Source organism: uncultured Roseovarius sp., from assembly GCF_947259555.1.
Taxonomy (GTDB): Bacteria; Pseudomonadota; Alphaproteobacteria; order Rhodobacterales; family Rhodobacteraceae; genus Roseovarius.
In genome coordinates this window covers 1-10,879 of record NZ_CAMYMD010000039.1, presented here as the reverse complement: position 1 = coordinate 10,879, position 10,879 = coordinate 1, and the positions used below count along the sequence as shown (strand labels likewise).

General features: G+C 65.9%; 12 protein-coding genes. 5 read left to right on the top strand and 7 right to left on the bottom strand.

Annotated elements, in window-relative coordinates:
- The 5 genes from Q0X85_RS07330 to Q0X85_RS07310 form a co-directional block, all read right to left on the bottom strand.
- Window positions 1-298 (bottom strand): biopolymer transporter ExbD (locus Q0X85_RS07330; RefSeq protein WP_297770972.1); only part of this gene is annotated, 298 nt, incomplete at its 3' end.
- Window positions 295-675, bottom strand: a complete 381-nt coding sequence (locus Q0X85_RS07325; protein WP_297770968.1) for a biopolymer transporter ExbD — start codon at window positions 673-675, stop codon at window positions 295-297. The genes Q0X85_RS07325 and Q0X85_RS07330, both read right to left, overlap by 4 nt.
- Window positions 668-1,345: a MotA/TolQ/ExbB proton channel family protein gene (locus tag Q0X85_RS07320; RefSeq protein WP_297770966.1), complete on the bottom strand. Its 678-nt coding sequence runs from the start codon at window positions 1,343-1,345 to the stop codon at window positions 668-670. The genes Q0X85_RS07325 and Q0X85_RS07320 overlap by 8 nt, the downstream gene beginning before the upstream one ends.
- The gene (locus tag Q0X85_RS07315) at window positions 1,342-1,797 is read right to left on the bottom strand and encodes a hypothetical protein (protein ID WP_297770964.1); all 456 of its coding nucleotides are present in this window, start codon (window positions 1,795-1,797) and stop codon (window positions 1,342-1,344) included. The genes Q0X85_RS07320 and Q0X85_RS07315 overlap by 4 nt, the downstream gene beginning before the upstream one ends.
- 183 nt (window positions 1,798-1,980) lie before the next feature.
- The gene (locus Q0X85_RS07310) at window positions 1,981-4,095 is read right to left on the bottom strand and encodes a TonB-dependent hemoglobin/transferrin/lactoferrin family receptor (protein ID WP_297770962.1); all 2,115 of its coding nucleotides are present in this window, start codon (window positions 4,093-4,095) and stop codon (window positions 1,981-1,983) included.
- A gap of 253 nt (window positions 4,096-4,348) precedes the next feature.
- On the opposite strand from Q0X85_RS07310, the gene Q0X85_RS07305 reads away from it, so the two are divergent.
- From Q0X85_RS07305 to Q0X85_RS07290, 4 genes are read left to right on the top strand one after another with little or no spacing between them, the layout of a single operon-like run.
- The gene (locus Q0X85_RS07305) at window positions 4,349-5,404 is read left to right on the top strand and encodes a ChuX/HutX family heme-like substrate-binding protein (RefSeq protein WP_297770960.1); all 1,056 of its coding nucleotides are present in this window, start codon (window positions 4,349-4,351) and stop codon (window positions 5,402-5,404) included.
- The gene (locus Q0X85_RS07300) at window positions 5,404-6,294 is read left to right on the top strand and encodes an ABC transporter substrate-binding protein (protein WP_297770959.1); all 891 of its coding nucleotides are present in this window, start codon (window positions 5,404-5,406) and stop codon (window positions 6,292-6,294) included. Before Q0X85_RS07305 ends, Q0X85_RS07300 begins: the two co-directional genes overlap by 1 nt.
- Window positions 6,275-7,339 (top strand): iron ABC transporter permease, encoded by a 1,065-nt coding sequence (locus Q0X85_RS07295; protein ID WP_297770958.1) that lies wholly within the window; start codon window positions 6,275-6,277, stop codon window positions 7,337-7,339. Before Q0X85_RS07300 ends, Q0X85_RS07295 begins: the two co-directional genes overlap by 20 nt.
- Window positions 7,339-8,190: a heme ABC transporter ATP-binding protein gene (locus Q0X85_RS07290; RefSeq protein ID WP_297770956.1), complete on the top strand. Its 852-nt coding sequence runs from the start codon at window positions 7,339-7,341 to the stop codon at window positions 8,188-8,190. The genes Q0X85_RS07295 and Q0X85_RS07290 overlap by 1 nt, the downstream gene beginning before the upstream one ends.
- Window positions 8,191-8,313: 123 nt before the next feature.
- Here the strand turns inward: Q0X85_RS07290 and Q0X85_RS07285 are convergent, their stop codons facing one another.
- Entirely contained in the window at window positions 8,314-8,754 is a 441-nt protein-coding gene (locus tag Q0X85_RS07285) for a hypothetical protein (RefSeq protein ID WP_297770954.1), read from the bottom strand.
- A gap of 166 nt (window positions 8,755-8,920) precedes the next feature.
- Complete coding sequence (locus tag Q0X85_RS07280; protein ID WP_297770953.1) at window positions 8,921-10,048, bottom strand: GTP-binding protein; 1,128 nt, start codon at window positions 10,046-10,048, stop codon at window positions 8,921-8,923.
- Window positions 10,049-10,135: 87 nt separating this feature from the next.
- Between Q0X85_RS07280 and Q0X85_RS07275 the strand changes: the two genes are divergently transcribed.
- Window positions 10,136-10,483, top strand: coding sequence for a phosphoribosyl-AMP cyclohydrolase (locus Q0X85_RS07275; RefSeq protein ID WP_297770952.1), 348 nt, complete (start codon window positions 10,136-10,138; stop codon window positions 10,481-10,483).
- Window positions 10,484-10,879 lie beyond the last annotated feature (396 nt).

The window sequence follows — 10,879 nt, the reverse complement described above, 5'->3', positions numbered from 1 at the left end:
GCGCGGGCAGCGCGGCATCGGGGACGATGCGCACCGTTTCGCGCGCGTCCTCGGGCAGGGCCGCGATGTAGGCCGCCGCGTCCGCCACCGCCTCGCCGCGATAGGTCAGCCGCCCATCCGCATGCACCACCAGCGCATCGGTCGGCGCGCGCCCCTCCAGATCGGCGGTGCGCACCAGCTTTAGCGCGCCATCGAGCGGCGGGGCGAGCGTGGCGGCGGCCATGAAGAAGATCAGCATCAGGAAGACGATGTTGATCAGCGCGATGGTGGGCTCGCGGCGGATGCGATTGGCTCTCATGACGGCACCAGCACCTGCACCGAGAGGCCGGGAATGCCGCGCAACGCGAGCAACAGGTCGGTCAGACGCTGTGCCGTGACCTCGGCCCCGGTGCTGACCAGCGCGCGGGCCTCGCCGTCGATCAGGGGGGCCAGCGCCTCGGCCAGCCCGTCGGGTGGCACCTCGCGCGAGTTCACGCGCAGGCTGTCTTCGCGCAGTTGCACGAAGATCGGGCGTGTGTCCGAGGCCGGCGCGTGCCCCTGCCCCGCCGTGGCGAGGTCCACCTCAGAGAATTGCGAAAAGGTCGAGGACAGCATGAAGAACAGCAGCAACAGAAAGATCACGTCGATCAGCGAGGTGAGCGACAGTTTGCGCCGCCGGAAAGCGGCTTTACGCACCCAAGGGCACCGCCTGGCCCTGCGGCACGGCCTGCGTCGCCGCCTGTCCGTCGGGGCCCAGCACCACGCTCAGCGCGTGATCGGCCAGTGCGCGTTCCTCGGCGATGCGCGATTCGAACCACGACAGCACCACGGAGGCGGGCATCGCCACCGCCAGCCCCGCAGCGGTGGTCAGCAGCGCCACCCAGATGCCCCCCGCGAGCAACGAGGGATCGACCTGCGATCCGGCCGATTGCAACGCCTGAAACGCTTCGATCATACCCAGAACGGTGCCGAAGAGGCCCAGAAGCGGCGCCACTTGCGCCACCGTGTCGAGAAAGCGGAAGCCGCGTTCGAGCCGGGAAAACCGCGCCTCGGCCTCGGCCTCGATCCGGCGCGTGGCCGTCCCGTCGCGCGGGTCGGCGGCAAAGGCGCGGTCGATGACCGGCGCGAGATAGCTGCGCGAGCCCTCCAGCGTGCGGCACGCGGCCTGGTTTTCGCCCCGGTCCCATTCCGCCACCGCGCCGCGCAGCGCGTGGTGGCGGCCCACGCCCGAGGCGCGGAACTGCCACAGCTTGTAAAGGATGACCGCCAGCGTCGCCACCGAGACGGCGGCGATCAGCGCGATCACCGGCCCGCCCATCTCGACGAGGCCGCGCAGCCGCTCGATCAACGCGCCCATGCCGGTCATCCCGACACCTCGATATCCGTCTCGGACGACAGGCGCAGCCCGTCCAGACAAGCGGCGGGCGTCAGCCCCTTGCCTTCGCAGGTGCCGATTCCGTTGACCAGAACCCCGCCGATCCCGTCACAGCCCGGCCCGGCAAGGTCGAACTGCCGCACGCGCGGGCGGCCAGCGGGAAGGCTGCCGAAATCGAAGAGCGTCATCGTGGCGACGCGGCCCCCGGTGTCGAACAGCACCGCCTCGGCGACCAGTGCGTCGATATCCGCCCCAAGATCGTTGCGGATCACGAAGGTGAGCCGACAGCCCCCCGCCTCGGTGGTGGACAACGTGTTGAGCGTGAGCGCGAGGGTGGGGCTGATCTCGTCCGTCTCTTGCGCAAAGACCGGCGTCGAGAGGGCGAGCGCGGCCCCACCGAGGGCCGCCGCGAGACTGGAAATGATACAATGCTGCGCAATCATGGCATGATCCTCTTTCTCCCCGGAACACGGGAAACAGGAACCGCATGGCTGGCACAGGGCTGGCACGGTCTTTGTGAACGATGCGACCAAAGGCCACTCTGCCCAGCTTTTATCTTTGCTTGAACGAAAGAGTCAAGAATACCGCACTGCCTCACAAAACCCGCAGCAACAGCACACACCTTCTCAAAATCTTCTGGAAATCGAGAATTTCGCGGTGACGCCGGGATTGTTCAGCCCGTTGGGATGCACCCGGTAGTTCTCGTCAAACACGTTGTCCACGCCCGCACTGATCACGGTGCCCTCGAGCATGCCGCGATGTGGCTGCCAATTGGCGAAGACATCGAAGACCTCGGCCCCGTCTACCGGCTGCGTTCCGGCGGGAAGGTCGCTCGCATCCAGCTCGCGCAGGAAGGTGGCGCGCGCGCCCAGCTCCCAACCAGGCGCGGGGCGCACCCCGCCGGTCAGCACCAGCCGGTCCTGCGGGATCGAGCCCAGCTCGCCGGCCCCATTCCGCCCATCGCCGCGCGGCACCGACAGCGACCCGCGCCCGAACCACGCCCCGGCATCGTAATCGGCGCTCAGTTCCAGCCCGTAGAGCCGCGCGTCGATATTGCGCGAGGTGGTGGAACCAGTCACCTCCAGCCGCCCGGTGATCGGGTTGAACCCGGTGGTCGCCGGGTCGATGAAGGTCACCACCGTGTCGATGAAATCATCCACTTCGGCGTAGTAGATGTTGCCCGACAGATTGAGCCGGTCGCCCTGCCGCAACAGCCCCTCGATCCGGTGCCGCACACCGATCTCGATCTGGTCGGCGATCTCGGGCGCAAGGTTGGGCGAGGGCAGGAATTCGTTGACGCCGGTAAAGAACGGCGATCCCGGACCACCAAGGGGAAAGCCCGGTCCGGCGATGAAGTGCACCCCTTGCGGGAACATCTCGGTCAGCGAGGCCGCACGGAACGACCGCGACGCCGAGGCAAAGACCTGCGTGCGCTCGCTCGGCCTCCAGGACAGCGCCAGCTTGGGCGAAAACTCCTCGTCCGACCGGCTGGCAAACCCGCCCTCGGGATCGGTGTCGATGACATCATAGCGCAAGCCCGCCGTCAGGGTCAGCGCCGGGGCGACTGTGAAATCGGCCTGCGCGAAGGCGGCATAGAACTGCTGTTGCGCATCCGGCGTCTGCGCGCGCGGCGCACCGTTGCGGGTGCCGGTCTGGGTATCCTCGAAGACCTCGAACCCGTAGGACAGCGACACCGGCACTCCCATGTCGAACTCCGACACATTGGTGATCTCGAATCCCGCTGTTTCGAAATCCGTGGTATCAAACCGCCCGTCGAAAATCCGGTCCTCGCGCACCTCGGTATTGTTGTAGTAGAACAGGGCGTTGAGGTTGATCAGCGGATTGCCGGACGGAGTCCACTCCATCCCCGCGCGAAACGCCTCATGCGCGAGATCCCGGTTGACGCTGGTGGTGGGCGTGCCCTGCGCGTTGGTGTTGGGCGGGGTGACGCCCGCGTCCTCGTAGCGCTGATAGCTGGTCTCGAAGCGCAGGCCATCTGTCGGCTCGACCCCGAATTTCAGCAAATAGTTTTCGCTGTCGATCTGGCTGTCGACGATATCGGCACCGCTGCCATCCTCGATATCGCTGCCCCGGTCACGGCCCGACAGGAAGATCAGCGCATCAAAGGCCCCGGCCTGCACCGCGCCGGTGGCCCCGTATTTCCACTCATTGCCATTGGAATTGTAGCCCGTGCTGACCTCTCCGCCGACGGTCTTGCCCGGCTCGATCACGTCGCGCGCATCCTTGGTGTCGGTAAAGACCACCCCACCGAGCGCACCCGAGCCGAACAGCGTCGAGGCCCCGCCGCGCAGCACCTCCACCTGCTTGAGGATCATCGGATCGGTGAAGAACCGCCCGCGATGCGCGAGGTTGAAGTTCTGCCGCCCGCCATCAAGACGCAGCACCACCTGCTCGTCCTGAAAGCCGCGGATATTGATTTCCTGGCTCACACCGCGCGGCCCGCCCTCGATGCTCAGACCCGGCACATCGTCGAGCATCTCGGCATAGGTCGAGGGCTGGCGGCGGCGGATCGCCTCTTCACCCACCACGCTCGCCGCGTTCGGCGTATCGAGCAGCGCGCGCTCGTCCCGTGCGGCCCCGAAGATCACGATATCTGGCAGGCGGAACGTGTCCTCGGCTGCCGCCTCGCCCTCCTGCGCAGCCGCAAATCCGGCCTGCACTGCCAGCACGCAGCCAAGGCCCGCACCCGCCCCGTTTCGCCAATGATTGAAAAACGCCATATCTTTCCCTTCCCGCAGATGACCGTTTGATCGGTAGCTGCCTGGCCGGGTAGTCGGCGCGATTAGGTGGCGATGCGGCCTGTTAGAATAGTGTAGTGTTATAGTCAAGTTTATCTTGCCCGCTCTCTTGCGTCAGACAGGCATTATCGAGTAAAAGACTCAACATTCACAGCGCGGGATCAGCCCCGCGCTCCGCAGCCACATCCGCAGCAGCGCGATGCAGCCATCCAATCGACTCAGACGAGAGGTAGGCATGGCTCAGACCGCCCCCATAACCCCCGATGCAATCCGCGCCTTTCAGGCCGAGACCCCGAAACTGCGCAGCCGCGATCAGGCCGACAGCCTCGGCATCTCCGAGGCCCAGCTTGTCGCTGCCTCCTGTGGTGCGGGCGCGACCCGCGTCGAGGCGCATCCCGATCAGGTGATGGCAGCCGCGCTAGAACTCGGCGAGGTGATGGCGCTCACCCGTAACCCCTCCTGCGTGCATGAAAAAATCGGGTGCTACGCCAATTATCACAGCGGCGATCATGCCGCGATGATCCTGACCGAGACGATCGATCTGCGCATCTTCCCGACCCATTGGTGCCACGCCTTCATGGTCGAGACCGAGGCCGAGACCGGCCCCCGCCGCAGCCTGCAGGTCTTCGATGCCGCCGGTGACGCGGTGCACAAGATCATTCTAGGCAAAACCTCGCACCACGACGTGTGGGACGGCTTGCAAAGGTCGCTCGCGCTGCCTGATCAGGCGCCCACGCTAGACCTCGCGCCGCGCCAGCCGGTCGAAGCCGCGAAAGCCCGTCCCGACAAGGCCGAGATGCTCCGCGCCGAATGGCGGCGCATGACCGACACGCATCAATTCCTGCGCCTGACATCGAAACTCAAGATGAACCGCCTCGGGGCTTACCGCATCGCGGGCGCGCCCTTCGTGCGCGCGCTCACGCCAGAGGCGGTGGACGAGATGTTCGCCACGCTGGCGGGCAGCGGTCTTGCCGTGATGATCTTTGTCGGGAACCGTGGCTGTATCCAGATCCATTCCGGCCCGATCCACAGGCTCAAGCCGATGGGGCCTTGGCAGAACGTGATGGACCCCGCGTTCAACCTGCACCTGCGCCGCGATCATATCGCCGAGGTCTGGGCTGTCGAAAAACAGACCCGGGCGGGCCCGACCGTGTCGGTCGAGGCGTTCGACGCCGACGGCGGGCTGATCGCGCAGGTTTTCGGTCTGCGAAAGGAGACGGAAGATCACCGCGCCGCCTTCGCCGCGCTGGTGGCAGACCTGCCCGGTGCCGACGCCGTGGAGGACGCGTGATGCACTGCGCGCGCCTTACTCGCCGCACCGTTCTGGCGCAGGCAATGGCACTCTGCGCCCTGCCCGCCTTTGGCCAGTCACAGGACCGCCTGCTCTCCATCGGCGGATCGGTGACCGAGATCGTCCACGCGCTTGGCGCGGGCGACCGGCTTGTCGCGCGCGACACCACCTCCACCTACCCGCCCGAGGTGACCGGCCTGCCCGATGTGGGCTATGCCCGCGCGCTCAGCCCCGAGGGCGTGCTCTCCGTCGCCCCCGACCATATCCTCGGCATCGAGGGCGCGGGGCCGCCCGAGACGATTCAGGTCCTGCAAGCCTCGGGAATTCCCTTCACCACCGTGCCCGAGGCCATCGACGGCCCCGGGATCCTTGAGAAGATCGAGGTGGTGGGCCATGCGCTCGGCCTGCCCGACCGCGCCGAAACCCTCATCGCCGAGACCCGCGCCGCGCTCGACGCGACCGCCTGCAAGACCGCGCAAATCGCCTCCGGCGATGCCAAGCGCGTGCTGTTCATCCTCAGCCTGCAGGGCGGGCGCATCCTCGCCGCTGGCACCGGCACGCAGGCCGCGGGCATCATCGACATGGCGGGCGCGGTCAACGCCGTGGACGCATTCGAGGGCTACAAGCAGATCACCGACGAGGCGGTGAGCCGTGCCGCCCCCGACGTGATCCTGATGATGGATCGCGGCGGCGATCACGCCATCGAGGACGAGGTGCTCTTGTCCATGCCCGCGATCCGCACCACCCCCGCCGCCACGACCGGCGCGGTAATCCGCATGCAGGGGCTCTACCTTCTGGGCTTCGGCCCGCGCACCGCGCAGGCCGCGCGCGACCTGCACAGCGCCATCTATGCAACGCCCGGGGCCGGTGATGACACTGACCCAAGCTGAGATGATCGAAACGCAGCCCCGCGACCGCCGCGCCACGGCGCGGCAGGCGCATCTCTGGCTCGGGCTGCTGCTCATTGCGGTCTGCGCGATCAGCCTTGAAAGCGGGGCCTCGGGCGTCTCGCTCCTCGGCCTGATCACCGGCAGCGCGCAGGACGACACCCTCAGCCGCATCATCCTGTGGGAGGTGCGCCTGCCCCGCATCGCCATGGGCGCGCTGGTCGGGGCCGCGCTCGCCGTGTCGGGCGCGGTGATGCAGGGGCTCTTTCGCAACCCGCTCGCCGATCCCGGCATCGTCGGCGTCAGCGCGGGCGCAGGCTTGGGCGCGATCACCGCCATCGTGCTGGGCGGGCTGCTGCCGCCGGCGGTGCAGGCAATGCTCGGCCTCTATACCGTGCCGGTGGCGGCCTTCCTCGGGTGCTGGGCCACGGTGCTCCTGCTCTACGGCATGGCCACGCGCGGCGGGCGCACCTCGGTGGCCACGATGCTGCTCGCGGGGATCGCGCTCGGGGCACTGGCAAGGGCGCTCTCGGGGCTGCTGGTTTATGCCGCCGACGATCAGCAGCTGCGCGACCTCACCTTCTGGGGCCTCGGCTCGCTGGCGGGCGCAACCTGGGCCAAGCTCGCCAGCGCCGCGCCGATCATCGCGGTGGCGGTCGTTGGCGCGGCGTTCCTCGGGCGCGGGCTCAACGCGCTGGCCCTGGGCGAGGCGACGGCGCTGCATCTCGGCATCCCCGTGCAGCGGGTCAAGACGCTGGCCATCCTCTGCATCGCCGCCGCCACCGGCGCGGCGGTGGCGGTCTCGGGCGAGATCGGCTTTGTCGGCATCGTCGTGCCGCATCTCTTGCGGCTGGCCACCGGGCCGGATCACGGCCCGCTTCTGATCAACAGCGCGCTTCTGGGAGCGAGTCTGCTCCTCGCCGCCGACATGATCGCCCGCCTGATCATCGCGCCGGCGGAACTGCCCATCGGCATCGTCACCGCCGTCCTCGGCGCGCCGGTCTTTCTGTGGATATTGTTGCGGCGGCGCGGCGTGGTGGACCTGTGATGCTGCGCGCCGATCATGTCTCGCTGCGCCTGGGCGGCACCGCCATCCTGCACAATGTCAGCCTCTCGGCCCGCGCAGGCCAGCTCACCGCGATCGCGGGCCCCAACGGCTCGGGCAAGACCACCCTCCTGCGCGCCCTTACTGGCGAATTCGCCGCTGAGGGCACGATCACCATGGACGGCCTGCAGGTGCATCCGCGCCACGCCATGGCCCTCGCTGAACGCCGGGGCGTGCTGCCACAGGCGGCGCGGCTCGCCTTTCCCTTCACCGTGATCGAGGTGGTGCGCATCGGCCACGGCGCGGGGCGCCATGCCCACCGCCCCGACCTTCCGCTGCACGCATTGGGTCATGTCGGGCTGCGCCACATGGCGGGCCGCTTCTATCAGGATCTCTCGGGCGGCGAACAGCAGCGCGTACAACTCGCCCGCGTGCTGGCCCAGATATGGGAGCCCACAGGCCCCGACGGCCCCAACTGGCTGTTCCTCGACGAGCCGGTCTCCAGCCTCGATATCGGCCACCAACTGGCCGTCATGCGCCTTGTCCGCGATTTCGCCGCGCGCGGCGGCGGGGTGGTCGCAGTGATGCACGACCTGAACCTGACCGCGATGTTCGCCGACCGCGTGGTGATGATGCAATCGGGGCACGTCGCCGCAAAGGGCCCGCCCGCGACGGTGATCACCTCCGAAACGCTTTCGGCGATTTATGATTGCGATCTGAAGGTCAGCACTCTGCCGCGCGACGGGATGCCGTATCTCCTGCCGCAGGCGGCAGGTGGCGACGGGAGCGTACGACTCTTTGACTCGGACATTGCTATATCTGATTTTTTAGTTCGGAATAACATGGATTGCTGAGCAGGCAAGGACACCGCCGACATGACAGTTTCGGACAATGACTATCGGTCGACGCTGCGTGATGAGGTTTTGTTCGCAGGTCTTGAGGGGACAGCCCTTCACGAGCCGTGCATCGAGCCGTTGCTAGACCGGTTCCCTCGACCCGACGCGCCGCGCGCGCAAACCCTCCCCCGCAATGACATCCCTCAAAGCACCAACCGATGACTCGTATTTTGCTGACCACCACCTCGCTCTGCCTCTCGCTCGCCGGGGCAGCCGCGGCGCAGGGCGCGGGGTGTCGGGCGTCCAGTCCAGCGGCTGCCGATACCGCGCGGACAGGAGCGCGTAGCGGACCGCCTCACCCGGGATTTCGGCCAGCAGGTCGCGCACCCGCAGCACATCGCCGAACACCTTCGACATCTTGGCGCCAGACGCGGTGACATGGCCGTTGCGGAGCCAGAACCGCGCCTCGGTCCCTTGGGCGATCTCGTTCTCGTGGTGGGGAAAGCGAAGGTCGATTCCTCCTCCATGGATATCGCTCCCCTCGCCCAGATGCGTGCGGGTCAGCGCCGGACAGGCGTCCATAGGCCGGGAAGGCGGGAATGTGGAACATCGCCGCTGGACGGGCATTCCCGATATGGGCCTAGGAGTAGACCGTCGGGCCACAGACATACATCCACACATGGCTTGCATCATACGGCGCGAAGGCGGCGGTCGTTCGGCCCATGGAATTGAAGAAGCGCGGCATTTTTCAGAAGGGATTCTCTGTGGTGTGAACCATCAAGCCCTCTGCACGGATGCCTTGCGGTTTCATCCGAAGAGCCTCTAGGCTGGCTTTGAGATCGCTTTTTTCGACATCGCGCGCGATCACGACAACGCGGCTTGTGGTATTGCCGCCAGATAAGGATTTCAGCGGAACGGGTGCATCGAAAATGTGCTGCACCCCGTGAAAGACGAAAGGCCATTCCAGACCTTCGAGATGTACGATCCCTTTGATACGCAGAATATCGGGGCCTTTCAGTGCGATCAGTGTATCGAGCCAGAAATCAAACACTTCAGCCGGGATCGGCTCTGTCACGTCGATAGAGGCCGAGCCGATCCGATGGTCGTGATGAGCCGGTGACGCGGCGCCGGACATCGGCAGCACAGCGGGTGCCGGCTTGGTCTGCCCGAATCCCGAAAGCCCCGCGAGAGGATCGGCCTGTGGCTTTGACGTGCCAAGCCACTCCAGGATATCATCCGTCGTCACGCTTGCGCGCATCGCGGAACGGCCGAAGAGCGTGCCGATCGGCACCCGTCCGTGTTCCGCTCTGACGCGCCTTGCGGTGGCATTGATGCCGGCCACCCGCTTTTCGAAGCGTTCAAGCTCGTACGGCGCGACAAGATCGGCTTTGGTGATGACGATCAGGTCGGCCATGGCGATCTGGTTTACCGCCTCGAACTGTTCGTCGAGCGTGCGCGGTCCCGTTGCGGCATCGGCAAGGGTCACGACCCCATCCATCCGGTAGCAGGGCGCGATCAGGTCATCCACCACCATCGTATGCAGGATCGGCCCGGGATCGGCGATTCCCGTCGTCTCGATAACGACGCGGCCAAACGCCAGTTCTCCGCGCGTCTTGCGTGCCATCAGAGACGCCATCGTGCGCGCCAGATCGCCGCGGATCGTGCAACACAGGCAACCTGACTGCATCAACACCGTTTCCTCGGTCGCTTCTTCGATCAAGTCGTGATCCAGCCCGACATCGCCGAGTTCGTTCATGACCACGGCGATGCGTCCCGCCTCAGGGTCACGGATCAAGTGATTCAGTAGGGTCGTCTTGCCCGCCCCCAGAAAGCCCGTCAGCAAGGTGACCGGCACCCTGTGATCTTCGCGTTCCATGAAGCAGTTCCTTCTCTCCGACCTTGATCCGACGGGCGATTCATATTAGTTACGTTATATCATAATATTTTTCAAGAGGATCAAACCATGCCTGCCATCCCTTTTCACCAGCGCCGCTCGGTCGAACAGGTCGAGGAGGGTCATGAACTTGCACCGAAATTCGGCAAGGATGGATTAGTCCCCTGCGTCGCCTCCGATGCCACAGGCCACGAGGTTCTGATGCTGGGCTGGATGAACCCCGACGCGCTTCGCCTGACACTTGAAACCGGCGAGGCACATTACGTCAGCAGGTCGCGCCAGACTCTGTGGCGGAAGGGGGCCACATCCGGCCGTGTTCAGAACGTGGCGGAGGCACGGATCGACGATGATCAGGACGCGATCTGGCTGCGGGTCGAGATTGGCGGCGACGCCGCGTCCTGCCATTTCGGCTATTGATCGTGGTTCTACAGGGCGATCCCGACAGATGAAAATGCCGGCTCGATGCTGACATTCACCGAAGGCGAGAGAAAGTTCGATCGCCGCGCCGTTTATGGCGACGCGCCAAACCCGACCCAACTGTGAGCTTGGCCTCTGAAATGCGCGACAGAGCCGCGATGCTCTGGCATGTGCAGCGTGTCAAACGCATGGTCCGTGAGCGGATGCGACTCGGGAGCCATGTCCTGATCTCTGTATCCGAGATATTTTGTGACGATCCGGAATGCCCGGGGAGATATGGGCAAAAGTTGGTGACGCCTGATCAGGCGGCGGCTTGAACGTGGCGGAGCCCGTCGCGGAACTCAACCCCTTGGATGATCTCGGGCAGGCGATTTTGGCCGTCGAGTTTGCGCCATT